Origin of the sequence: Sphingobium sp. B10D7B (assembly GCF_025961955.1) — a bacterium.
Lineage (GTDB): Bacteria > Pseudomonadota > Alphaproteobacteria > Sphingomonadales > Sphingomonadaceae > Sphingobium.
On the sequence record NZ_JAOQOQ010000001.1, the window covers coordinates 736,363 to 759,260 of the forward strand.

At 63.9% G+C, this 22,898-nt stretch carries 20 protein-coding genes; 14 read left to right on the forward strand and 6 right to left on the reverse strand.

Annotated elements, in window-relative coordinates:
• Nucleotides 1–81: 81 nt before the first annotated feature.
• The 7 genes from M2331_RS03400 (at nt 82) to M2331_RS03430 (ending at nt 10,733) form a co-directional block, all read left to right on the forward strand.
• A complete protein-coding gene (locus M2331_RS03400; RefSeq protein WP_181558975.1) occupies nt 82–2,484 on the forward strand; it encodes a TonB-dependent receptor in 2,403 nt (800 codons plus the stop codon).
• A 54-nt stretch (nt 2,485–2,538) separates the two neighbouring features.
• A complete protein-coding gene (locus tag M2331_RS03405; protein ID WP_181558976.1) occupies nt 2,539–3,498 on the forward strand; it encodes a TauD/TfdA dioxygenase family protein in 960 nt (319 codons plus the stop codon).
• 9 nt (nt 3,499–3,507) lie between these two features.
• Entirely contained in the window at nt 3,508–5,136 is a 1,629-nt protein-coding gene (locus M2331_RS03410) for a thiamine pyrophosphate-requiring protein (RefSeq protein ID WP_181558977.1), read from the forward strand.
• Nucleotides 5,137–5,183: 47 nt separating this feature from the next.
• Entirely contained in the window at nt 5,184–6,509 is a 1,326-nt protein-coding gene (locus M2331_RS03415) for a spinster family MFS transporter (protein ID WP_181558978.1), read from the forward strand.
• Between the two features lie 330 nt (nt 6,510–6,839).
• Nucleotides 6,840–9,215 carry a TonB-dependent receptor gene (locus M2331_RS03420; protein ID WP_181558979.1) on the forward strand — a complete coding sequence of 792 codons (2,376 nt, stop codon included), beginning with the start codon at nt 6,840–6,842 and terminating at the stop codon, nt 9,213–9,215.
• A gap of 100 nt (nt 9,216–9,315) precedes the next feature.
• Nucleotides 9,316–10,041, forward strand: coding sequence for an energy transducer TonB (locus M2331_RS03425; protein WP_181558980.1), 726 nt, complete (start codon nt 9,316–9,318; stop codon nt 10,039–10,041).
• An 8-nt stretch (nt 10,042–10,049) separates the two neighbouring features.
• Nucleotides 10,050–10,733, forward strand: coding sequence for a Fe2+-dependent dioxygenase (locus M2331_RS03430; RefSeq protein WP_181558981.1), 684 nt, complete (start codon nt 10,050–10,052; stop codon nt 10,731–10,733).
• A 24-nt stretch (nt 10,734–10,757) separates the two neighbouring features.
• Here the strand turns inward: M2331_RS03430 and M2331_RS03435 are convergent, their stop codons facing one another.
• The 3 genes from M2331_RS03435 to M2331_RS03445 all read right to left on the reverse strand — a co-directional run bounded on the left by M2331_RS03435 (nt 10,758) and on the right by M2331_RS03445 (nt 14,096).
• Entirely contained in the window at nt 10,758–11,918 is a 1,161-nt protein-coding gene (locus tag M2331_RS03435) for a PQQ-dependent sugar dehydrogenase (RefSeq protein WP_181558982.1), read from the reverse strand.
• A 116-nt stretch (nt 11,919–12,034) separates the two neighbouring features.
• Nucleotides 12,035–13,162 (reverse strand): PQQ-dependent sugar dehydrogenase, encoded by a 1,128-nt coding sequence (locus M2331_RS03440; RefSeq protein ID WP_181558983.1) that lies wholly within the window; start codon nt 13,160–13,162, stop codon nt 12,035–12,037.
• Nucleotides 13,163–13,361: 199 nt separating this feature from the next.
• Entirely contained in the window at nt 13,362–14,096 is a 735-nt protein-coding gene (locus M2331_RS03445) for a PEPxxWA-CTERM sorting domain-containing protein (protein ID WP_181558984.1), read from the reverse strand.
• A gap of 662 nt (nt 14,097–14,758) precedes the next feature.
• On the opposite strand from M2331_RS03445, the gene rimP reads away from it, so the two are divergent.
• The 7 genes from rimP (at nt 14,759) to M2331_RS03480 (ending at nt 21,745) form a co-directional block, all read left to right on the forward strand.
• Nucleotides 14,759–15,310 (forward strand): ribosome maturation protein RimP, encoded by a 552-nt coding sequence (gene rimP, locus M2331_RS03450; protein WP_181558985.1) that lies wholly within the window; start codon nt 14,759–14,761, stop codon nt 15,308–15,310.
• A 5-nt stretch (nt 15,311–15,315) separates the two neighbouring features.
• A complete protein-coding gene (nusA, locus tag M2331_RS03455; RefSeq protein ID WP_181558986.1) occupies nt 15,316–16,923 on the forward strand; it encodes a transcription termination factor NusA in 1,608 nt (535 codons plus the stop codon).
• Nucleotides 16,923–17,153 (forward strand): tautomerase family protein, encoded by a 231-nt coding sequence (locus M2331_RS03460; RefSeq protein WP_181558987.1) that lies wholly within the window; start codon nt 16,923–16,925, stop codon nt 17,151–17,153. The genes nusA and M2331_RS03460 overlap by 1 nt, the downstream gene beginning before the upstream one ends.
• Nucleotides 17,154–17,416: 263 nt before the next feature.
• The gene (locus M2331_RS03465; RefSeq protein WP_181558988.1) at nt 17,417–18,088 is read left to right on the forward strand and encodes a DUF448 domain-containing protein; all 672 of its coding nucleotides are present in this window, start codon (nt 17,417–17,419) and stop codon (nt 18,086–18,088) included.
• A 67-nt stretch (nt 18,089–18,155) separates the two neighbouring features.
• The gene (gene infB / locus M2331_RS03470; protein ID WP_181558989.1) at nt 18,156–20,735 is read left to right on the forward strand and encodes a translation initiation factor IF-2; all 2,580 of its coding nucleotides are present in this window, start codon (nt 18,156–18,158) and stop codon (nt 20,733–20,735) included.
• A 29-nt stretch (nt 20,736–20,764) separates the two neighbouring features.
• Nucleotides 20,765–21,154, forward strand: coding sequence for a 30S ribosome-binding factor RbfA (gene rbfA / locus M2331_RS03475; protein WP_181558990.1), 390 nt, complete (start codon nt 20,765–20,767; stop codon nt 21,152–21,154).
• A 66-nt stretch (nt 21,155–21,220) separates the two neighbouring features.
• On the forward strand, nt 21,221–21,745 hold the full coding sequence (locus M2331_RS03480; protein WP_181558991.1) for a DUF2239 family protein: 525 nt from the start codon (nt 21,221–21,223) through the stop codon (nt 21,743–21,745).
• A 47-nt stretch (nt 21,746–21,792) separates the two neighbouring features.
• Here M2331_RS03480 and M2331_RS03485 read toward each other — a convergent pair whose 3' ends face one another.
• The 3 genes from M2331_RS03485 to M2331_RS03495 all read right to left on the reverse strand — a co-directional run bounded on the left by M2331_RS03485 (nt 21,793) and on the right by M2331_RS03495 (nt 22,717).
• Nucleotides 21,793–22,002 (reverse strand): hypothetical protein, encoded by a 210-nt coding sequence (locus M2331_RS03485; RefSeq protein WP_181558992.1) that lies wholly within the window; start codon nt 22,000–22,002, stop codon nt 21,793–21,795.
• A 67-nt stretch (nt 22,003–22,069) separates the two neighbouring features.
• Nucleotides 22,070–22,405 carry a DUF6481 family protein gene (locus M2331_RS03490; protein ID WP_181558993.1) on the reverse strand — a complete coding sequence of 112 codons (336 nt, stop codon included), beginning with the start codon at nt 22,403–22,405 and terminating at the stop codon, nt 22,070–22,072.
• A gap of 105 nt (nt 22,406–22,510) precedes the next feature.
• The gene (locus M2331_RS03495) at nt 22,511–22,717 is read right to left on the reverse strand and encodes a cold-shock protein (protein WP_181558994.1); all 207 of its coding nucleotides are present in this window, start codon (nt 22,715–22,717) and stop codon (nt 22,511–22,513) included.
• Between the last annotated feature and the right edge of the window lie 181 nt (nt 22,718–22,898).

Consider the following 22,898-nt stretch of genomic DNA (forward strand, 5'->3'; position numbering starts at 1 on the left):
TTTGACATGCACGCCGAGCGTCGCCATGGTCCCGCCCGATAACAGCCCGAGGTACGGGCGTTCTGACATTGGAGGAGAGCGATGATGAAGAAGGCAGATCTTTTGTTGCAGGCCGCGAGCGCACTGGCGCTGGGCGCCGCAACCCTGGCGACACCCGCCATGGCGCAGAATGCCCCCGCTCCCCAACAAAGCGCTGCACAGCAGGCCGATGCCGATGACATCGTGGTGACCGCGCAGTTCCGCTCGCAGCGTCTGCAGGATGCGCCGCTGGCCATCACCGCCGTCTCCGGCGACATGCTGGAAGCGCGCAGCCAGACGAGCATCGCTCAGGTCGCCGCACAGGCACCCAACGTCAACCTTGCCGAGGCGCCGGCCACCTACGGGCCTTCGATCCAAGCGTTCATTCGTGGCGTCGGCCAGTCGGATTCGACGTTCGCGCTGGAGCCGGGCGTCGGCCTCTATGTCGATGACGTCTATTACTCGACGCTGCAGGGCTCGATGCTCGATCTGCTGGACCTCGACCGGGTGGAAATCCTGCGCGGGCCGCAGGGCACGCTTGCCGGGCAAAATTCCATCGGCGGCGCGATCAAGCTCTATTCCAAGAAGCCGGACGGTTCGGGTGGCGGCTATGTCCAGGCAACCTACGGTAGCTTCAACCGCACCGAGGTGCGCGGCGGCCTGAACCTGACCGTCGTGCCCGATCAGCTCTTCCTGCGCGTCTCCGGTGCCGGGGTGAAGAAGGACGGCTACGTCACCCGCTACGATTATCGCTGTACGCATCCGACTTCGCCGGTGCGCACCTTCGCGATTTCCGACAATTGCAAGCTCGGCACCGAGGGCGGCAAGTCCTATGTCGCCGGCCGCGGGACGTTGCGCTGGACGCCCAATGACGCGGTCGACATTTCGATCATCGGCGACATCACCCGCGATGACAGCGAGTCCGCGCCCTCCACGCTGCTCTACGTCGGCACGCTGACGGGGCCGGGGTCGAGCGCGACTGCCCCTTATGTCATCGACGGCGTCCGCTATGGTACGGCCACCGGCTCGCCCTTCATCAGCTATTCGCCCTATGGCAACTTCGCGCAGGATACGTTCACGACCAGCCCGTTCGTGAGCTATGAGAATTACCTCAACTACGCTCCGCGTGATGGCACGGCGCCTTATGCGGCGCCAGCGCGTAACTCGCTCGATACCTGGGGCCTCTCAGGCAACATCACCATCGATGTCGGCGATCTGAGCATCACCTCGATCACGGCCTATCGCAGCTACAATTCGGTGTTCACATCGGCCGAGTCCTCGCCGATCAACATCGCGCTGACGGCCAATGACGTGAACCACAATCAGTTCAGCCAGGAACTGCGCGCCAGCGGTGCGATCGGTACGCTGCTGAACTATACGGTGGGCGGCTATTATTTCGAGGGCACCAGCGACGGCGGCTCGCGCGTTCAGCTTCCCACGCTGGAATTCCGGCAGAACGACCATGTCGAATCCCAGACCATCGCCGCCTTCGCCAATGCCGAACTGCATCTGACCGAGAAGCTGACGCTGATCGGCGGCCTGCGCTACACGGACATCACCAAGAGCTTCCAATATGCGCGCAAGGGCAATCCGGGGAACATCTATGGCGGAAATGCGCCGCCGTCGCTCGCCCCGCTCGATGGGCTGGTGCGGACGTTCAAGGGCGATCGTCTCGATTATCGCGGTGTCCTCCAGTATCGCTGGACGCCCGATTTCATGACCTATGCGCAGATCGCGACGGGCTTCAAGAGTGGCGGCGCCAACCCGCGGCCGTTCTTCCCGGCGCAGGCGCTGACGCATGATCCCGAGACGCTGACCGCCTATGAAGTCGGTTTCAAGAGCGACCTGTTCGACCGGCTGCTGCGCCTGAACGTCTCCGGCTTCCTCAACAAGTATAACGACATTCTGGTCAGCGTCTCGACCTGTCCGACGGTGCCGGCCGCGCCCTGCGCATTGCCGCTCAACGCCGGCAAGGCGGATGTGAAGGGCTTCGAGGTCGAGGCGACGCTGCGCCCGGTTCGCGGCCTGCTAATCGATGCCTCGCTCGGCTATCTGGACTTCGACTACAAGTCGATTTCCGCCATCGGCCAGAGCGCCGGCATCACGCTCGATATGGACGCGCCCTTCGTACAGGAATGGCGCTGGAGCGTCGGCGGGCAGTACAAGATCGAGCTGGGTGATGCCGGCTCGCTGACCCCGCGCATCGACGTGAATTCGCAGAGCCCCTATTTCTCGACGGCGATCAACCGCGCGCCGTTCAACCAGGTGGAAGGGCGCACGATCGTGAATGCGCGCCTCACCTACCGAGATGTCGCCGAGGATTGGCAGCTGTCGCTGGAAGTCACCAACCTGACCGATCGGCTCTATTATGACGGCCTGTTCGACAATCGCGGATCGACCCAGTCCATCCAGGGGCGCCCGGCGCGTCCGCGGGAATGGGCTGTCACCATCAAGCGCAATTTCTGATAGATGATGACCCCGGCCGGTCTTGCGCCGGGGTCTTGGAAGAGGAGCTTCGAGATGAACATCCAGGTGTCTCACAAGGGGCAGGCCGCCGATCAGGCGACCGGCACGATCGTGGCGGGTCTGCCCATGCCCGAATTCAAGCGGATCACCGTCGAGCCGATCTCCGGCGCGTGCGGCTGCGAGATCAGCGGTGTGGACCTGCGGGAGCCGCTGGATGACGAGACGCTCGCCGAAGTGATGAAGGCGTTCGAGCATTTTCTGGTCATCGTGTTCCGCGACCAAGATCTGACGCCCGAGCAGCACAAGGCGTTCACGCGCTACTTCGGTCCGATCACCGAGCTGCCGCAGGCGCCGACCTACGGCGAGCATCAGGATATGCAGGAAGTGCGCCGCGAAGCGCATGAGCCGGAGAACGTCGTTCCCTCTTTCGAGCACTTCCACACGGACAGCCCGTTCCTGCTGCAGCCGCCGCTCTGCGTGGTGATGCGCGCGCTGGAAGTGCCCAAATTCGGTGGCGATACCGCCTTCTCGAACGGCTACCTCGTCTATGAGCATCTTTCCGATGCCATGAAGGAACTGCTCGACGGGCTCGAGGTCGTTTACTCAGGCAAGGAAATCTGGGCGCGCAATGAGAAGCTGCCGCCCGAGAAGCGCCTGCGCCTGCGTGAATCGCACGGGTTCAGCGAAGATGAGCTGGAGAATATCCACCCCGCGGTGCGCGTTCACCCGGTCACCGGCCGCAAGGCCCTGTTCGCGACCACGGCCTATTTCAAGCGCTTCGTCGGCTGGACGGAGGCGGAGAGCCAGGCGCTGCTCGGCTATCTCCAGAGCCTTGCCCAGCACCTGCATTATCATTGCCGCGTGAAATGGAAGAAGGACACATTGATTGTCTGGGACAATCGTTTCTTGCTTCATCGTGGCGTCCATGATTTCAAGTACGAACGTCGGCATCTCATCCGCACGACGGTCATGGGCGAGAGGCCGATCGGCCCGAAAGGCCCCAGGAAGGATTGAAATTACCCCATGAAAGTCAGTGCTGCCATCGCCAACATCCTCAAGCGTGAGGGTGTAGACGTCATTTTCGGTTATCCGCGCAACGCCGTGCTGGAGGATGCCGCCGCAATCGGCATCCGCCCGGTCATCGTCCGCCAGGAGCGGACGGGCGTTCACATGGCCGATGCGCTGTCCCGCCTGACGCGGGGCAAGCGCATGGGGGTGTTCGCCATGCAACATGGACCGGGGACGGAAAATGCCTATGGCGGGGTGGCACAGGCTTACTCCGAATCCGTGCCCGTGTTGGTGCTGCCGCAGGGCTATGCCCGCCGCATCGCTTTCGTGCCGGACAATTTCAATGCCAGCGTATCGATGCGGGATGTGACCAAACATGCCGAGCCGATCACGGTTGCGGCGGAGACGCAGAACATCATGCGCCGTGCCTTCACGCAGCTGCGCAATGGCCGTCTGCGCCCGGTGCTGGTCGAGATGCCCTGGGACGTGCTGGGCGAAGAGATCGACGCGCCCGAGAGCTATCAGCCGGTGGTCACCACCCGCTACGCCCCCGAGCCGGACGCGGTGAAGCGCGCGGCCGAGGCGCTGGTCGCCGCCAAGCGCCCGGTAATCTATGCCGGGCAGGGCGTGCATTGGGCCGAAGCCTATGACGAACTGAAGGCGCTGGCCGAACTGCTGGCTATCCCGGTTTCCACCAGCCTTGAAGGCAAAAGTGCATTCGACGAGACGCATCCACTGGCGCTCGGTTCGGGCGGTGCGGCTATTTCGGGCCAATTGCGGCATTTCCTCGATGAGGCGGACCTCATCTTCGGCATCGGCTGCAGCTTCAGCGAGACGGCGTTCGGCGTGAAGATGCCGCAGGGCAAGCGGGTGATCCATTCGACGCTCGATCCGGCTGACTTCAACAAGAACGTGCCCTGCGAGATGGCGTTGGCCGGCGACGCCAAGCTGACGCTGGGGATGCTGCTCGAGGCGTGCCGCGCGCTGGTGTCAGCGCCCCGCGACGCCGGGCCGGTGGCCGCGGAAATCGCCAAGGTCGAGAAGGAGTGGTTGGCGAACTGGCTGCCGCTGCTAGAGAGCGACGATGCGCCGATCAGCCCCTACCGCGTGCTCTGGGATCTCCAGAAGACCGTGGACGTTGCCAACACCATCATCACCCATGATGCCGGCAGCCCGCGCGATCAGCTGACGCCCTACTGGAAGTCGATCACGCCGCTCAGCTATATCGGCTGGGGCAAGTCCACGCAGCTTGGCTATGGTCTTGGCCTCGCCATGGGCGCCAAGCTCGCCTGCCCGGACAAGCTGTGCATCAACGTATGGGGTGATGCCGCCATCGGCTTTACCGGCATGGACTTCGAGACGGCGGTGCGCGAGCGCCTGCCCATCCTGTCAATCCTGCTCAACAATGAGGCCATGGCCATCGAGCTGCCGGTGATGCCGGTGGCAACCGAGCGCTATCGCGCCACGGATATCTCCGGCCATTACGCCGATTTCGCCAAGGCGCTTGGCGGCCATGGCGAGCGCGTCACGCGCCCGGAAGAGATTGTCCCGGCCATTCACCGCGCGCTGGCCGCGATCGAGGCGGGGCAACCTGCGCTGATCGAATTCATAACCGCGAAGGAAACGCGCGCGTCCCGGCTGTAAAACCGGGCGACGATAAAACTAGGCGACGATAAACTGGGAGAGATGCGATGGCCGAAACGACGGCGCCCCCGACCGGGCCTGGCTCTGGCCCTGAGGGGGGCGTGAAGGATTGGAACTTCAGCGCCGTCTACGGCCTCGGATTCCTCACACTGGTTTCGGCCTTCAACTATCTCGACCGCTCCTTGCTGGGGCTGGCACTGCCCTCCATCAAGTCGGAGATGCACGTCTCGGACACCGCCCTCGGGCTGGTGTCCGGCCTGGCCTTCCTCCTGTTCTACTCCATCCTCGGCGTACCCATTGCCTGGGCGGCGGATCGCTATAACCGGCGCAATATCATTGCTGTCGGCTTTGCCTTCTGGAGCCTGATGACGATGGTGACCGGCTGGGTGGCCAACATCTGGCAGCTCGCCATCGCGCGCTTCCTCATGGGTGCGGGCGAGGCGTGCGGCATTGCGCCGTCCAATTCGATCATATCCGACCTGTTCCGCGCGGAGCGCCGCCCGCTGGCCTTCTCGATCTTCGGCACGGCCGTCTCGATCTCATCGATCCTCTTCTTCCCTATCGTCGGCTGGGTGGGCCATGAACATGGCTGGCGCGCGATGTTCGTCGTGGCGGGCATGCCGGGCGTATTTCTGGCGCTGCTGTTCTTCCTCACCGTCAAGGAACCCGAACGCGGTGCGTCCGAAGCCAAGCGCATCGAGCGTGCGGCGCGGGAAAGCTTCAAGGCGAGCATGGCCTTTCTCGCCAAGCAGCGTGCCTATGTCTTTTTGGTCATCGGCGCCACGCTGATGGGGCTGAATGTCTTTGCCGCAAGCGTGTGGACGCCGACATTCCTGACGCGCGTCCATGGCCTGACATTGGTGGAAGTGGCTGCGACCATCGGTCCGATCCGGGGTGTGTTCGGGGTGGCCGGCGTGGTGCTGGGCGGTCTGCTGATCGACCGGTTGAGCCGCAAGGCCAGCCACTGGCGCATGACCTTGCCGGCGATCACCTGTCTGCTTGCCGCGCCTGCTGAGCTGATCTTCCTGCTCGCCGAGGATACGGCGGTTTGGCTGGCGGCTTATGCGGCCTCGGCGTTCCTCCTGCTGATCCATCAGGGCCCGGTGTTCGCGGCGGTCATGAGCGTGGCGAAGCTGAGGATGCGCGCTGTCGCAACGTCCATCCTGCTGTTCAGCGCTGCGCTGATCGGGCAGGCGCTCGGCCCGCTGGTCGTGGGCTATCTGAATGACGTGCTGCACCCCACGCTGGGTGATGTGGCCGTGCGCTATTCGATGCTGGTCATCGTCGTGACGGCGCTGTTGGCGGGGGTGATGTTCCTGCTCGCTGGGCGGTCGCTGGAGGCAGACGCGAAGCGGGCCTTGGCGGACGCCTAAGAGGCGAGAAGGGCAGACGCTCGCTCCTCGCTAGATTAGACTGCAGATCACGGACGGGAGTTGGTGGCCGGGTCAGACCCAAGGCTGCCAACTCCCGCGTCGTTTCTGATCACAGACCAGTCGCCGCTCGGCCCAACTGCGGCACCAAGCGCGCATAAGGACTGCCGATTCAGCACACGCAAGGGAAGTCGCGGTCATCCACGTTGCAGAACCCAAAAGTTGTAAATCTCAACACTGACCGCAAATCATGTGTTGCAAATCACTCGCAATATCCTAATTGGTGCGACCGACTCGCAATAGCGATCGATGACACCAACTGGGGAACGCCGCATGAGTAAATCCGCCAATCTCACTTCCTTTCTCGCGCTTGGCTGCGTCAGCGCCGTCGCGTTTGCAGCGCCGGCTGTCGCGCAGGATGGCGAGCAGGGGCGCCGTCTGGGCGGGATGACCGTGACCGAGACGGCCATCGATGAGTCCGAGATCAAGGTCGAGCGGGCGGAGTCGCCCAAATATACGCGTCCGCTGCTGGATACGCCGCAGACGGTGACGGTGATCGGCGCCAAGACGCTGCAGCAGCAGAACCTGCTCACGCTGCGCGAAGTGCTGAGCACCGTGCCCGGCATCACCTTTGGCGCCGGCGAGGGCGGCTTCGGCTATGGCGACCGCATCAACCTGCGCGGCTATTCAGCCAACAACGACATCTCGGTCGATGGTGTGCGCAGCGGCGCGATCATGAACCGCAACGAGACCTATAATATCGAGCAGGTCGAGGTCGCCAATGGCGCGAACTCGGTGTTCAGCGGCGCGGGCTCGGTTGGCGGGTCGATCAATCTAGTGACCAAGAAGCCGCTGGCGGACGACAAGATGTCGGTTCAGGCCGGCGTCGGCACGGACAATTATTATCGCGGCACCGTCGATCTCAACAAGCGCGTGAGCGACATGATCGCGGTGCGGCTGAACGCGGTCTACCACAAGAACGACGTGCCCGGCCGGGACGTGGAGTTCTACGAGCGCTGGGGTGTGGCGCCGGCTGTCACCATCGGCATCGACGGGCCGACCAGCCTGACGCTGCAATATGAGCATCTCGACGACAAGGGCATGCCGCAATACGGTTTGCGCTACTATGCGGCTCAGGGCGGCTATCTGCCCGACTTCAACCAAAGCGCTTATTACGGCTTTGCCAATGTCGACACGCAGCAGTCAGTCACGGATTCGGTACAGGCGATTTTCTCGCACGAACTGAGCGACACGGTGAAGGTGCGCAATCTCACCCGCTATGAGAATGTCAGCCAGTACACCGTTACCAGCCAGCCCACGGGCACCTTCTGCCTGGCGAACGGTCTGCAGCCGGATGGCAGTGCCTGCACCGTCGCGATCGGCAGCAGTACGCTGGTCGTCCCGGCAGGCTATTATCTGCCGACTGGGGGCCGCGGCACGGCGCGCCACATCCGCAACGAAACCGCCTATAACCAGCTCGACCTGAGCGCTGAGTTCGCGACGGGCGGCATCGAGCACACGCTCGTTCTCGGCGGGTCGCTGCTGTGGGAGCGTTATACGCTGAACAACGGCAGCATCCTGCGCGCTGCCGACGGCAGCAATCCCTTTGCCGCCCCGAGCTACTATCCGCTCACCAACATCGCCAACCCCGGCGCCGTCCTCACGGGACCGGCCGCCCCGGCAGGAACGCTGGCGCGCGTCTATGGCAGCAACATCTATACCGGTCCCCAAAACTACATTCAGACCGGCTACAATGTCGGCGAGCAGACCAGCTATGCGGCCTATCTGTTTGACACCATGAAGCTTTCGGACATGTTCGAGATCAACGGCGGCGTGCGCTATGAGCGCTTCGAGGGTTCGACCCGGACGCGCAACGTGACCACCGGCGTGGTGACCGGCCCGTTCGAGGCGAAGGACAATCTCTTCTCCTGGCGTGTCGGCGCGGTGTTCAAACCGATGCCAAACGTCAGCGCCTATGTGGCGGTCGGCAATTCGCGCACACCGTCCAAGGGTTCGGTTGATGGCAGCTGCGCTGTCAACACCTGCAACGTCGAACCGGAATCGGCGAAGAATTACGAAATTGGCGTGAAGGCCGATCTGTTCGACGCCAAGCTGCAACTCGCAGCGGCGGTGTTCCGCAATGAGCGCGACAAGTATCGCGTGGCCTCGGGCGATCCCACGATCCCCGATCAGGTGCTCGATGGCCGCTCGCGGGTGAACGGCGTGTCGCTGAGCGCCACGGGCAACATTACCGAAGCTTGGTCGATCTTCGCCAACTACATGTATCTGGATAGCAAGCTGATCCAGGGCGTGTCCGACTTCTGTCTGGCCAATCCGGTAAGCTGCGGCAACACGGTGGCCAATCCCGATCCGACGGCCGGCACGGCGCTCTCGGCAACGCCTAAGCATTCGGGCAGCCTGTTCACCACCTACAAGTTCCCGTTCGGTCTCGAAGTGGGCTATGGCCTGACCTATCAGGGTCGCCACTCGATGAACCCGACGGCGACGCCGGTCTATTATGTGCCGGCCTATACGCTGCATCGGATCATGCTGGCCTATCCGGTCACCGAGAGGCTGCTGGCGCAGGTGAACGTGCAGAACGTGACGGATGAGGACTATGTCACCACCGTGCGGACCAATGTGAACAACAGCTGGGCGCAGCCGGGGGTGGGGCGGTCCGCCGTATTCAGCCTGACCTACAGCTACTGAGTGTGGGGGGCAGGGGCGAACCGACCCAAAGCGGTTCGCCCCTGATCCACATCAATGATCCGGCGCACGTCCGGTAATATTGATTCGCATTATTGACGGAATGGGCCTGCTCGTCGATAGCGGCAGGCGAAAAGGGGTGTCCGCGGTGATCATTTCACACTCGGCAAGTCAGGGGCGCTATGGGCAGGGCCGGCGGTTCAATCCGCTGGTCGTGCTGCTCGTCATCCTGATCCATGCTGGGTTGTTCGCGCTTGTCACCCGCCTCGGGCCCAGTTTCAAGGTGGGTGAGGCGCCCAAGGTCTTCACGGTCAATCTGATCTCTTCGCCGCCGCCTCCGCCGCCCGTCGACGCGCCGCCCCCGCCGCCCGCCGCGCCGGAGGTGGTGGTGCCGCGGCCACAGATCGACATTCCACGGATTGATCCGCCGATGGTGGCCGCAAGGCCGGATATTCCAGTTGTCCCGGTCATGGCACCGGGGCCGCCGGCGCCGCCCCGCCCGGCCGCCGCACCGGTCTCAGTGCCCTCGGTCACCGACGGCGGCGACCTGGGCACGCAAATGGTGGCCGGCAAGGCGCCGCGTTACCCCATTGAGAGCCGCCGCAAGCGGGAGCAGGGCGTGGTCCTGCTGGCCTTGACCGTGGGCCTCGATGGCTGCGTGGAAGATATCAGGATCGCGCGCAGCAGCGGTTTCACTCGGCTCGACAAGGCCGCGCTCGATGCCGTCAAGCGCTGGCGCTGGCGGCCCACCTTGCGTGATGGCCAGCCGGTTTTCGTGAAAGGCGTGGTGGAAATCCCCTTCGTCATTCAATCCCAAGACAACGCATAAGGCGCTTCATGCTGATCCCCATTCCAGAGGTGCTCGACGGGCCGACGCTCGCCAAGGTGCGTGATCTCATCGATTCCGCCGCGTGGGTAGATGGCAACGTCACCTCGGGCCATCAGTCGGCGCTGGCCAAGAACAACCTTCAGTTGCCAGAGGAGGCGCCGCAGGCCCAACAGGCCGGCGAGATCATCCGCGACGCGCTGGGCCGCAATCCTTTGTTCATTGCCGCAGCGCTGCCGCTCAAGATCTTTCCGCCCCTGTTCAACAGCTATGCGGGTGGGCAGTCCTTTGGCGTGCATGTCGACAATGCCGTGCGGATCCAGGCCGGCACCGGCTTTCGCGTCCGTTCGGACCTGTCGATGACGATCTTCCTCGAGCCGCCCGAGGCTTATGATGGCGGTGAACTGACAGTCGAGACGCAATTCGGCGTGCAGCAGGTCAAGCTGCCGGCCGGCCATGCCGTGCTCTACCCGTCATCCTCCCTGCATCGGGTGGAGCCGGTGACGCGCGGCCGCCGGGTGGCGAGCTTCTTCTGGCTGCAATCGATGATCCGCGACGACGGTGAGCGGCAGATCCTGTTCGATCTCGACAGCAGCATCCAGCAACTGGCCGCCACGCTGGGGCAGGGTCATGCCGAAGTGATCCGCATGACCGGGGTCTATCATAATCTGCTGCGCCGCTGGGCGGACGCTTAGGCCAGCGACCGCCCTCCGGCTCGCTCAGCCTTTCGGCGTCAGCTTGAGCATCCGGCCCTTGGGGCTGTCTTCGAGCAGCCAGAGCGCGCCATCCGGCCCGACCCGCACGTTGCGCAGCCGCATTCCCATGCGCCAACGGTCGGCCTTGGTCGCCGTCTCGCCGTCAAGTGAGATGCGAACAAGCGCCTGACCGGACAGGCCGGTGATGAACAGCGAGTTCTTCCAGTCCGCGAACAGGTCGGCATTGTAATAAGCCAGCGAGGACGGCGCGAGCGAAGGGTTCCAGTAGAGCTTGGGCTTCTCGAACCCGTCATCGGCGCTGTGGTCCGGGATGGGGCGCTTGTCATAATGGTCGCCGTAGGAGCGGATCGGCCAGCCATAATTGGCGCCGGCCTTGACGAGGTTCAGCTCGTCGCCGCCCAGCGGGCCCATTTCCACCTGCCACAAACGCTCATTCGCATCGAAGGCGAGGCCGGTCAGGTTGCGCTGGCCATAGGTCCAGATGGCGGGATGGAAGCCCTTGGCCGCCAGCGGATTGCCGGCGGCGGGTGTCCCGTCGAGATTGAGATGCAGCACCTTGCCGAGCGTCGACTTGGGGTCCTGCGCCGGATCGAACTTGGCGCGCTCGCCATTGGTGAAGAACAGGCTGCGCTTGTCCGGCGCGATGGCGATGCGGCCGGAATAATGGGCGCCGCTCACCATATTGGGCGTGGCGCGGAAGATGATCTTGACGTCCTTGAGGGCGCCGCCGGCTTCATCGAGCGTGGCGATGGCCAGCGCAGTGCCGGTTTCCTTGCCTTCGCCGGGTTCGGAAAAGCTGAAATAGATCTGGCGACTGGTGGCGAAGTCCGGCGCGAGCACCACGTCCATCAATGCCGCCTGGCCCTCACTGACGACAGTCGGCGTGCCCAGCAGTACCGTCTTGTCGCCCGTGCGCGGATCGAAAAGGACCATCGCCCCGCGCTTCTGGGTCACGAGCTGTTTGCCGTCCGGCAGGAAGGCCATCGACCAGGGATAATCGAAGGTTGCGACCTCGGTGATCGTGAAGGGCAATTGGGAGAGGTCGACCTTGGCCGGGGTGGGGGCCGCAGGCGGTATCGCAGGGGTGGTCTGGGCGAGCGTGGGCGATGCGACGCCCAGGGCCAAAGCCGCTCCCAGGGCGATGCGGTGCGGACGGAATGACATAGGCGCTCTTCTCCAGTCGGTCTTTTGTTCCGCCGGCCCATAAGCGGTGGGCCGGCCGGGAGCAATGACCGAGGCCGCGCGCGCCTTGACCGAGCGCGAAGCGGCGCGCGGCTGGATCAGGCTGCGGGCGTCAGCTTGAGGAGGCGGCCATTTTCTCCGTCCTCAAGCAGCCAGATCGCGCCGTCCGGTCCGGCGCGTACCGCGCGGATGCGCGCGCCCATGTCCCAGTGATCGACCTTGGTCGCGGTTTCGCCATCAAGCGCGATGCGGTCGAGCGACTTGCCGGAGAGGCCGGTGATGAACAGTGAGTTCTTCCACTGCGGGAAGAGGTCGGCATTGTAATAGTCCAGCCCGCCGGGCGAGATCGCCGGAACCCAAAAGACCTTCGGCGCTTCATAGCCGTCGCCCGGCTGATGGTCCGGGATGGCCTTGCCGTCATAATGATTGCCCATGGAGGCATTGGGCCAGCCATAGTTGAGGCCGGGCTTGATGAGGTTGATCTCATCGCCATGGCGCGGCCCCATTTCCATTTCCCACAGGCGCCCATCGGCATCGAAGACAATGCCGAGCAGATTGCGGTGGCCATAGGACCAAACGGCCGGGTGGAAGCCCTTCGCCGCGAGCGGATTGCCGGCTGCCGGGCTGCCATCAAGGTTGAGGCGCAGGACCTTGCCGAGCGTCGCGCCCGGCTCCTGCGCCGGCGTCATCAACTGGCGGTCGCCAGCGGTGAAGAAGAGACGGGTCTTGTCCGGCGAGAAGGCGATTCGGCCGGAATAATGGCCACCCTTGTCGGAGCGATCGTCGCCCCGGAAGATCACCCGCACGTCGCTCATTGTCGCTGCTGTCGGGTCCAGCTTTGCGGTCGCCAGAGCGACGCGGCTCTTCTTGCCCTCGGCGGCTTCCGAAAAGCTGAAATAGATCGTCTTGCTGGTCGCATAATCCGGGGCGAGCCGCACATCCATGAGCGCCCCCTGATCGTCGCTCTTCACGCTGGGCGTGCCGCTCACCGTCTGCTTGCGGCCGCTTTGCGGGTCGAGCAGGATCAGCACGCCTTCCTTCTGCGTGACCAGCATGTGCCCGTCCGGCAGGAACTCCATGGCCCATGGCGAGGCGAACTGCGCGACTTCCGTGGTCTGGAACGGTGCGCCGCTTGCCGCCTTGACCTCATCGGGCGCGGACGCACTGCCGCAGGCGACTATGGCGAGGCTGACGGCACAGGTCAGGCCGAGCTTACGGACATTCATGGGGCGGATCTCCGGCGAAGGGTGGGATATCCGACCATAGCGACAAGAGCGGCTTGGCGGTAGACCGTTCTATAACAAGAGCTTGGCGCGCGCCGCCCGCCAGAACGCAGCTTGAGTGGCGGGCCTCACCCACGCCCGAGATGCTGACAAAAAAGGGGAGCCGAAGCTCCCCTTTCTCATATCGACTTTTCCTGAACGATCAGGCGAAGCTGATGGTCGCGTTGGTCTTGCGGCGACGCATGGCGTAGCCGGTCACGGCCAGACCGCAGATCATCATGCCCCAGGTGGCCGGCTCAGGAACCGGAGCCGACGTCTGCGTGACGGCGTAAGTGATACCGTTGACCTTGAAGCTGTCGTTGCTCTGCCTGTCATTGAAGGCGGCAGCCACGTAGAACAGGTTGCCGGACAGATTGTTCGGATTGATATCACGGTTCTGGTCCTGACCGTTGCCGCTCGAGTAAATCGAGGTGCCGAACAGCGACGTGAACGTGGAATAGTTCGCGATCGTGAACGTGCTGTTGAAGGCCACGTTGGTGCTGCCGATAGCATAATTGATGTCGGTGTCGCCGAAGCTCACGAGGCCGATCTTATCGACGGTGACCATCTTGTCGAACTGGAACACCAGGATGTCCGTATAGCCGTTATTGTCGACCGTGTGCGAGTCGTCGTTGGGGCCATTGAGGACACCGAGGCCAGGCGTGTAGGCGCCGACGGCAGCCTTCGACAGGGTCGTGTCGTTGAGGCTGTAAGCCGTGACTTCCAGCTTGGTGCCGTCCGACCCGGTGTAGGTGCGCACGTTGCCGATGGAGCCATCGCTATTGCCGCCGCTGGTCAGCAAGAAGGTGGCTGCCGAGGCGGACGCCGGCAGCATCGCCGTCGCGGCAATGGTCGCAGCCGACAGCAGTACGGCTTTCCTGAAAGACTTGTGAAACATGATCTATAACTCCCACAGATATTAACTTTCAGGTTTTGCCCCGGAAATGCGTGCGCCCATGACGGGAGTCCGGTAATCCGGGCCCATCTGGCGCTTTGCATCTGTCAAAGGTCACCCCACCTGAGGTCTTGGAGATATCTGTTCCGTTTCAGTCCTGTCAAAGATGTTGATGATCGGTTAACCATCCAATGTGACCCGAAATTGAACAGTTCACTGGCGCGAGGGTGGCGTTCGACTACGAAGAGCGCGTCTAAACCTTTCAATCTTAGGGTTTCTCTGCAAATGGGCTCGTGGCGTCATGCGCGATCAAAAAGTTCCCTCAAATACCGTCGGACGGCATCTTCGCCGCCCGAAGTAGCGTTGCCGGGGGCAATCGGCCCGGACGGGGCCGGCACCTGAGGCAGCGACAGAGTCAGGCGCTTTCCACCGGGTGCAAGTTCCGGTGAGGTTCGCCTGCCTCTTCCCTTGAAGCTTCAAGGTGCGGCTCGCTGCAATCCCGCTCGCGGCGTTTGCCATGCAGCTTGCCTTCAACTGCGACTCCGCCTATATGGCCCTTGCTTTCCTGACATCGTTGCGAAGTTGGGGTCGGCGCCGAGAGGGGCCGGCGGCGAAACCCTGTCGCGTGTCCATGTCCGGACGAGGCGCAGGCATAGGGAGTGCGAATGAGCGATATTGCGCGGATCGAGACGGTTGTGGCGTCGGAGGCGAAGGCTCTGGGGCTCGATCTCGTGCGCGTGCTGCTCTTCGGCCAGGGCGATGATCGGACGCTGCAGATCATGGCCGAGCGGCCCGATACGCGCCAGCTCAACATCGATGATTGCGCCAGCCTCTCGCGCCGCATCTCGGACAAGTTCGATGCGCTGGAAGAAGCGGGCGACGTGCTCATCGAGGACGCCTATCGTCTGGAGGTCAGCTCGCCGGGCATCGACCGGCCGCTCACCCGCCTCAAGGACTACAGCGACTGGGCCGGGCATGAGGCACGCGTTCATTTCGTGACGCCCATGGAGGATGGCCGCAAGCAGGTGCGCGGCATTCTTGCGGGCATCGAGGGCGAGCAGGTGCTGGTCGATGATCCCAAGGCTGGCCGCATCGTCGTGGACTTTGCCAATATCGACAGCGCCAAGCTGATGCTGACCGATGCGCTGATTTCTGCTACTGTCCCGCTCTCCACCGAGGGCGCGGACGAAATCGTCACCCAGGAACAGGAAGACTGACTCTCATGGCCAACGCCATTTCCGCCAACAAGGCCGAGCTGATTGCCATTGCCAATTCGGTGGCAAGCGAGAAGATGATCGACAAGGCCATCGTCATCGAGGCGATGGAAGACGCGATCCAGCGGTCCGCCCGGGCGCGCTACGGTGCCGAGAACGACATTCGCGCCAAGCTCGATCCCGAGACCGGCGACCTGCGCCTGTGGCGCGTCGTCGAAGTGGTCGAGGTGGTCGAGGACTATTTTAAGCAGGTCGACCTCAAGGCTGCGCAGAAGCTCCAGAAGGATGCCGTGATCGGCGATTTCATCGTCGATCCGCTGCCGCCCGTCGACCTCGGTCGCATCGACGCACAGAGCGCCAAGCAGGTGATCTTCCAGAAGGTGCGCGATGCCGAGCGCGAGCGCCAGTTCGAGGAATTCAAGGATCGCGTGGGTGAGATCATCACCGGCGTCGTCAAGTCGGTCGAGTTCGGCCATGTGGTCGTGAACCTTGGCCGTGCCGAGGGTGTGATCCGCCGCGACCAGCAGATCCCGCGCGAAGTCGTGCGCGTCGGCGATCGCGTCCGTGCGCTGATCCTCAATGTGCGTCGCGAGAACCGTGGCCCGCAGATCTTCCTCAGCCGCGCGCACCCCGACTTCATGAAGAAGCTGTTCGCGCAGGAAGTGCCGGAAATCTACGATGGCATCATCACCATCATGGCCGCCGCCCGCGATCCGGGTTCGCGCGCCAAGATCGGCGTGATCAGTCGCGATAGCAGCATCGATCCGGTCGGCGCCTGCGTCGGCATGAAGGGCAGCCGCGTGCAGGCCGTCGTGCAGGAAATGCAGGGCGAGAAGATCGACATCATTCCTTGGAGCGAGGACACGGCGACTTTCGTCGTCAACGCCCTCCAGCCCGCCCAGGTCGCCCGCGTGGTGATCGATGAGGAGGAAGAGCGCATCGAGGTTGTCGTGCCTGACGATCAGCTCAGCCTCGCCATCGGTCGTCGCGGCCAGAACGTCCGTCTTGCCAGCCAGCTCACCGGCAAGGCCATCGACATCATGACCGAGGCGGACGCGAGCGAGAAGCGTCAGCGCGAGTTCGTGCAGCGCTCCGAAATGTTCCAGAACGAGCTGGACGTGGACGAGACGCTCTCGCAGCTGCTGGTTGCCGAAGGCTTCACCGAGCTGGAGGAAGTTGCTTATGTCGGCATCGACGAGCTGGCTTCCATCGAGGGCTTTGACGACGAGCTGGCGCAGGAGCTGCAAAGCCGCGCGCAGGAAGCGCTGGACCGCCGCGAGGCCGCTGCGCGCGAAGAGCGCCGTGGTCTTGGCGTCGATGATGCGCTGGCCGAGATGCCGCACCTCACCGAGGCCATGCTGGTTACGCTGGGCAAGGCAGGCATCAAGACGCTGGACGATCTCGCCGATCTCGCCACCGACGAGCTGGTGGCCAAGAAGCGCAACGACCCGCGTCGTCGCCGCGAAGTCTCCGAGGACAAGGGCGGCATTCTCGCCGAATATGGCCTGAGCGAAGAGCAGGGCAACGAGATCATCATGGCGGCCCGCGCGCACTGGTTCGAAGACGAGCCGGCTGCAGAGGGCGCCGCTGAGGATGAAGTGGAAGGCAACGCCTGATGCCCTACGTGAAGATCGAGGTGATCGAAGGCGTGACGCGCGAACAGAAGGCGGCTCTGGTCGCCGATGTTACGCGTTCGCTGGTCGATCGCCTCGGCAAGCGGCCCGAGCAGGTGTTCGTCGTCATCGATGAGGTGTCGGCGGACAACTGGGGCGCTGCGGGCATCCTCGTTTCCGAGCGGGAAGCCGCGCAAAGGGAGGTCGCCGATGCTGCGAATTCCTCCCAATGAGAGGCTGAGGCTTCCAATCATCGCTGCGCGCCCGGCTGCTCCTGCGGAAGCGGGGGGCTGGGCTAAGCTAAACGAGAAAATGCTCATCCATCCCGTTCGTGTCGAGCGAAGTCGAGACACGATAGGACTGCGCTCGCGTGTCTCGACTTCAGCCTTTCGGCTGAAGTTTATCCTGAGCGCCCGCCTGCGGGCAGTCGAAGGGCTCGACACGAACGGAAGTTTGGAGGCGATGGTCTTAGACGGGCAACTCACAGGAGGTGCCCATGTCTGAGCGTCGCTGCATTCTCTCCAGCACCCACGCCGGCCCGGCGGCGCTGATCCGTCTGGCCATTTCGCCCGATGGCGACGTGTTGCCGGACGTCCGCGCGCGGGCGCCGGGGCGCGGCGCCTGGCTGGGTGTCGATCGCGCGACGCTTGAGGAGGCTATGGTCAAGGGCCGGCTGCGCGGCGCATTGGCGCGGGCGTTCAAGGGTGAGCCGCTTACCGTGCCCGACGATCTGGCCGAGCGGATCGCGGTTGCGTTGCGCGATGATTTCATGGCGCGGCTGGGGCTGGAGGCCAAGGCTTCCAATCTCGCCACCGGTTTCGACAAGATCGATGTCGCGGCCCGGCGTGGACAGGTCCGCATGCTGCTGCACGCGGCGGATGCCGGCGATGACGGGGTGCGCAAGCTGGATCAGGCCTGGCGGGTCGGCGAGGAGCGGGAAGGCGAGGAATTTGCCGGTACACGCTTGCCGGTGGACCGCGACGCCCTATCTATGGCATTGGGCAGAAACAATGTCGTCCATATCGCGGTGACAAACGCTGCTGCGGCAGGCCGCCTCTCCGGTCTGCTCGGTCGCTGGCAAAACTATCTGGGATGCGCTAACGCGGCGCCGAGCTCCGGTTCGGCAGTCGTCAGGCATATGGACGATGATCCCGCGCCTCTGGCGTGAGGACGAACGACTCGGGTCACCTCTGCGGGGGTGCGCCGGATGGAAGATGAAGGGTTAGATTGCGTCGATGAGTGACAATAGGGAAGACAAGCCGACTCTGGGCCGTAAACCGCTTGGTCTCAAGCGGACGGTCGAGGCCGGCCAGGTGCAGCAGAGCTTCAGCCACGGCCGGAAGAATACGGTCGTCGTTGAGGTGAAGCGCCGTCGCGTCATCGGCAAACCCGGTGAGGCTGAGACGGCGCGCGCCGTGCCCGAGCAGGCCGCGCCCGTCGCGCCGCCGGCACCGCCGCCGCCGCCCGCCGCTCGTCCCGCGCCGACCCCGGCGTCGGCCCCGCGCGCCTCCTCGACGGATAGCCTGATGAGCCGGCAGGAACTGCAGGCCAAGCTGCTGCGTGAGGCCGAGGAAGCCCGCATGGCCGCGCTGGAAGATGCGCGCCGCCGTGAAGAGGCCGCCCGCCTTGCCGCGACCGAGGAAGAGAAGCGCCGCGCTGAGGACAATCGCCGCGCGGAGGAAGAAGCCGAGCGCCAGCGCCAGGAAGCCGAAGCGAAAGCGGCTCAGGCGCCCGCGCAAGAGGCTGCTCCGGCGGCACCTGTGGCTGCAGAGACCGCGACACCTGCCGAAGAGGCTCCCAAGGCCGCGACTGGCGCGACGCCCGAGCGTCCCGCGCCCCGTCGTTTCACGCCTGTGGCCGCCCCGGTCATCAAGCGTCCGGAACCAGCCAAGGTCGAGCGCAAGAAGGGTGGCGACGATCGTCGTCAGGCCGGCAAGCTCACCGTCAACCGTGCGCTCGCCGATGATGACAGCGCCCGCGCGCGCAGCCTCGCCGCGCTGCGCCGTGCCCGCGAGAAGGAGCGTCGTTCGCACTTCTCCGGCTCGTCACAGCCGCGCGAGAAGCAGTCCCGCGATGTCATCGTGCCGGAGGCGATCACCGTTCAGGAACTCGCCAACCGTATGGCCGAGAAGGGCGCGGACCTCGTCAAGTCGCTCTTCAAGCTGGGCATGGCGGTCACCGTCAATCAGACGATCGACCAGGATACGGCTGAGCTGCTGGTCGAGGAATTCGGCCACCGCATCCAGCGCGTATCCGATTCCGATATCGAGATCGATACCGCGAGCGACGTGGATGCTGCGGAATCGCTGGTCACGCGTCCTCCGGTCGTCACGATCATGGGCCATGTCGATCACGGCAAGACCTCGCTGCTCGATGCCCTGCGCGGCACCGATGTGGTGGCGGGCGAAGCGGGCGGCATCACCCAGCATATCGGCGCCTATCAGGTGAAGACCAAGGGGGGTGAGATCATCACCTTCCTCGATACGCCGGGTCACGAAGCGTTCACCGAGATGCGTGCACGCGGTGCCAACGTCACTGACATCGTGATCCTCGTGGTCGCGGCGGATGACGGGCTGATGCCGCAGACAATCGAGGCGATCAACCACACCAAGGCTGCCGGCGTGCCGATGATCGTGGCGATCAACAAGGTCGACAAGCCGGATGCCAATCCGCAGCGCGTGCGCGAGCGTCTGCTCGAGCATGAAGTCATCGTCGAGGATATGGGCGGCGACACGCAGGACGTGGAAGTCTCCGCGCTTAAGCGCACCGGCCTCGATGACCTGATCGACAAGATCCTGCTGCAGGCCGAACTGCTGGAGCTGAAGGCCAATCCCGAGCGCGCCGCTGAAGGCACGGTCGTGGAAGCGCAGCTCGACAAGGGCCGTGGTCCGGTCGCGACGATCCTCGTGGGTCGTGGCACGCTCAAGGTCGGCGATATCTTCGTCGTCGGCGAGCATTCGGGCAAAGTCCGCGCCATGGTCAACGACAAGGGTCACCAGGTGAAGGAAGCTGGGCCTTCGGTTCCGGTCGAGGTGCTTGGCCTTGCCGGCGTGCCGATGGCGGGCGACCAGCTCAGCGTGGTCGAGAGCGAGGCGCGGGCCCGCGAGGTCGCGGCCTATCGTCAGGAGCTGGCGACGCGCAAGCGCACCACGGCGGCCCCGACGAGCTTCGAGCATATGTTCTCGGCGCTCAACACGCAGGTCATCGAATATCCGGTCGTCATCAAGGGCGACGTGCAGGGCACGGTGGAAGCGATCATTGGATCGCTCACCCGCGCCTCCACGGATGAGATCAAGGTGCGCGTGCTCCACTCCGGTGTGGGCGCGATCACCGAGAGCGACGTGACGCTGGCCGCCGCCAGCCGTGCGCCGCTGATCGGCTTCAACGTGCGTCCCAATGCCAAGGCGCGTCAGCTTGCCGAGCGCGACAAGGTCTCGCTGCGTTATTATGACGTGATTTACGACCTCATCGAGGAAGTGAAGCGCGAAATGGCCGGCCAGCTTGCGCCAGAGCGCATCGAGACGGTCATCGGTGCCGCACAGGTCCTGCAGGTCTTCCCGGCCGGCAAGAAGGACAAGGCGGCCGGTTTGCTGGTGCAGGATGGTGTCATCCGCAAGGGCGTCAACGCACGCCTCACGCGCGACAATGTCATCGTCTCCGCCACCACCATCGCCTCGCTGCGGCGCTTCAAGGACGACGTGTCCGAAGTGCGGGCCGGTATGGAGTGCGGTGCGGTGCTCGAGAACACCAACGACATCAAGGTCGGCGATACACTCGAGCTCTTCGAAGTCGAGGAACGCGCACGGACGCTCTGACGTCCGGCGCGCCGCGAAGGAGGTAAGTCATGAGCGGTTCGGGGGAACCTTCCGTCCGGTTGCTGCGGGTGGGGGAGCAGGTGCGCCATGTGCTGGCGGACGTGCTCCAGCGCGGCGATGTGCATGACGATGTGCTCGCCAGTCACGTCGTGACGGTAACGGAAGTGCGCATGTCGCCCGATCTGCGCCATGCCACGGTGTTCGTGAAGCCGTTGCTGGGGCGGGATGAAGAGGTGGTGCTCAAGGCACTTCGCACCAACACCGCCTATCTGCAGCGCGAGGTCGCCAAGCGCGTGAAGATGAAGTTCGCCGCCAAGCTCAAATTTCTCAGCGATGAGAGCTTCGAGGAAGGCAGCCACATCGACGCGATCCTCCGCTCGCCCAAGGTGGCGCAGGATTTGGACGAGGATGAAGAATAATATCCGGGTTTAATTGACTCGATTAATATCCGGGTATAAAGGCGACTCCGAACAGGAGTACAGCCGATGAAAACCTATACCGCCTTTGCCGGCGACCTCTGGATCGCAAGCGGCCCCCGCGATCATATCGCTGAGACGATCCGAACGCTGGCGCCGATGCCGCGCGCCTCTGACCTGTTGATCTTCGACGATGAAACCGGGGCTCAAGTGGATGTCGACATCAGCGACACAGCGCTCGCTGCTGCCCCTGCCGCCACAGAGGCGCGGGGCCGCGGTCGGCCAAAGCTCGGCGTTACGGCGCGCGAAGTGACGCTGCTGCCGCGCCATTGGGATTGGCTGGCCCAGCAGCGCACAGGCGCATCGGCGGTGCTGCGGCGGCTGGTCGATCAGGCGATGAAAGCGCAGCCCCCGGCCGAAGCAGGGCGGGATGCGGCCTATCGCTTCCTCTCGGCCATCGCCGGCGACAAGCCGGGATTCGAGGAGGCCATTCGCGCGCTCTATGCAGACGATCTACCGCGTTTCACGGCACTCGCGGCCGATTGGCCCGTGGGCATCCGGGATCACGCGATAGGGCTTGCCTGGCCGGGCTGATGATCGGGGGTGCAGTCTGCCCGAGAGGGGCGGACTGCTCCACGCCCTCACTTGGTGGCGTATTGCCCCGGCTCGGCCTTGAACGTGTCACGCGCGAAGGCGCGGGCTTGCGTGGCCGTCGTGAAGGTCTCGTCCTGCAGCGTGGAGGTGACCAGCGGATAGCCCTGCGAATTATAGCGCGTCTCGCGCACCGTCAGGCGGAAATTGCCGCCATCGTCCTTGGTGATGAGGAAGGGTTTGATCGTCTCGCGGCTCATTATCGGCTCCCGGCGGAAAGGGGGGTGAGTGAAGTCTGCGCGGAGCGGAACCGCGCAGGCCCACATCTTATCGGTTCTTGCGCGCGAGGTAGCGCGCGTCGCGGGCGGCCTTGCGTTCGGCTTCGGTGAGTTCGGGCTTTTTCTTTGCCTCTTTGGCTGCCTTTGCAGCGGCGGCTTCCTCAGCCTTGGCCTGCTTGGCGGCCTTGCGCTCTTGCGCGGCCAGCCGGGCGAGGCGATGCTTTTCCTGCTGGGCAGCTTCCTGTGCCTGTGCGGCGGCAGCGCGGGCAGCAGCGACTTCCGGATCGACGGGCGCGCGCGTGCGCAATTTTGCCATCACCTCGTTGCGGGCATCGGCTGCGGCAGCAATGCGTGATTGAAAGTCCGGCTCTTTGTATTTTTTCATGCGTAGAATTCAGCTCCGTTTCGCCACTTCGGGCGAGGAGGCCGGGCGACGATGCCGCCCGGCCCTGTATCTTCAAACTGCCCGGTCGTCGGGCAGCCCTTTTCTTCAGACAGCCTGAAGGTTCACGGCCGAAGCCTTGCCGCGCTTGTCATTTTCCAGCTCGTAGGAAATGCGCTGATCCTTCTGCAGGGTGTGCATGCCGGCGCGCTCGACAGCCGAGATGTGCACGAAGGCGTCATTGCCGCCGTCTTCCGGCGCGATGAAACCATAGCCCTTGTCGGCATTGAAAAACTTGACTGTTCCGATGGTCATATTGGGTATCCTTGTTCCCAAATGGTAATCGGGCACGCGCGATGCATTCGCGCGTCCCGGCTTCGTGAGGCTAGATGGGGACAAAGGGGGACGCTGAAGCGGTCCGATATCCGTCAAAGGCGACGTTAAGCCCGCATGGTGTAGCACGATGGCGTTGGAATAGAAAGCGAAAGGGCCGGTC

Excerpts from the sequence above, each read along its gene's own strand:
- M2331_RS03400 (WP_181558975.1), top strand. The coding sequence starts at position 82 with ATGATGAAGAAGGCAGATCTTTTGTTGCAGGCCGCGAGCGCACTGGCG.
- M2331_RS03405 (WP_181558976.1), top strand. The coding sequence starts at position 2,539 with ATGAACATCCAGGTGTCTCACAAGGGGCAGGCCGCCGATCAGGCGACC.
- M2331_RS03410 (WP_181558977.1), top strand. The coding sequence starts at position 3,508 with ATGAAAGTCAGTGCTGCCATCGCCAACATCCTCAAGCGTGAGGGTGTA.
- M2331_RS03415 (WP_181558978.1), top strand. The coding sequence starts at position 5,184 with ATGGCCGAAACGACGGCGCCCCCGACCGGGCCTGGCTCTGGCCCTGAG.
- M2331_RS03420 (WP_181558979.1), top strand. The coding sequence starts at position 6,840 with ATGAGTAAATCCGCCAATCTCACTTCCTTTCTCGCGCTTGGCTGCGTC.
- M2331_RS03425 (WP_181558980.1), top strand. The coding sequence starts at position 9,316 with ATGGGCCTGCTCGTCGATAGCGGCAGGCGAAAAGGGGTGTCCGCGGTG.
- M2331_RS03430 (WP_181558981.1), top strand. The coding sequence starts at position 10,050 with ATGCTGATCCCCATTCCAGAGGTGCTCGACGGGCCGACGCTCGCCAAG.
- M2331_RS03435 (WP_181558982.1), bottom strand. The coding sequence starts at position 11,918 with ATGTCATTCCGTCCGCACCGCATCGCCCTGGGAGCGGCTTTGGCCCTG.
- M2331_RS03440 (WP_181558983.1), bottom strand. The coding sequence starts at position 13,162 with ATGAATGTCCGTAAGCTCGGCCTGACCTGTGCCGTCAGCCTCGCCATA.
- M2331_RS03445 (WP_181558984.1), bottom strand. The coding sequence starts at position 14,096 with ATGTTTCACAAGTCTTTCAGGAAAGCCGTACTGCTGTCGGCTGCGACC.
- rimP (WP_181558985.1), top strand. The coding sequence starts at position 14,759 with ATGAGCGATATTGCGCGGATCGAGACGGTTGTGGCGTCGGAGGCGAAG.
- nusA (WP_181558986.1), top strand. The coding sequence starts at position 15,316 with ATGGCCAACGCCATTTCCGCCAACAAGGCCGAGCTGATTGCCATTGCC.
- M2331_RS03460 (WP_181558987.1), top strand. The coding sequence starts at position 16,923 with ATGCCCTACGTGAAGATCGAGGTGATCGAAGGCGTGACGCGCGAACAG.
- M2331_RS03465 (WP_181558988.1), top strand. The coding sequence starts at position 17,417 with ATGTCTGAGCGTCGCTGCATTCTCTCCAGCACCCACGCCGGCCCGGCG.
- infB (WP_181558989.1), top strand. The coding sequence starts at position 18,156 with ATGAGTGACAATAGGGAAGACAAGCCGACTCTGGGCCGTAAACCGCTT.
- rbfA (WP_181558990.1), top strand. The coding sequence starts at position 20,765 with ATGAGCGGTTCGGGGGAACCTTCCGTCCGGTTGCTGCGGGTGGGGGAG.
- M2331_RS03480 (WP_181558991.1), top strand. The coding sequence starts at position 21,221 with ATGAAAACCTATACCGCCTTTGCCGGCGACCTCTGGATCGCAAGCGGC.
- M2331_RS03485 (WP_181558992.1), bottom strand. The coding sequence starts at position 22,002 with ATGAGCCGCGAGACGATCAAACCCTTCCTCATCACCAAGGACGATGGC.
- M2331_RS03490 (WP_181558993.1), bottom strand. The coding sequence starts at position 22,405 with ATGAAAAAATACAAAGAGCCGGACTTTCAATCACGCATTGCTGCCGCA.
- M2331_RS03495 (WP_181558994.1), bottom strand. The coding sequence starts at position 22,717 with ATGACCATCGGAACAGTCAAGTTTTTCAATGCCGACAAGGGCTATGGT.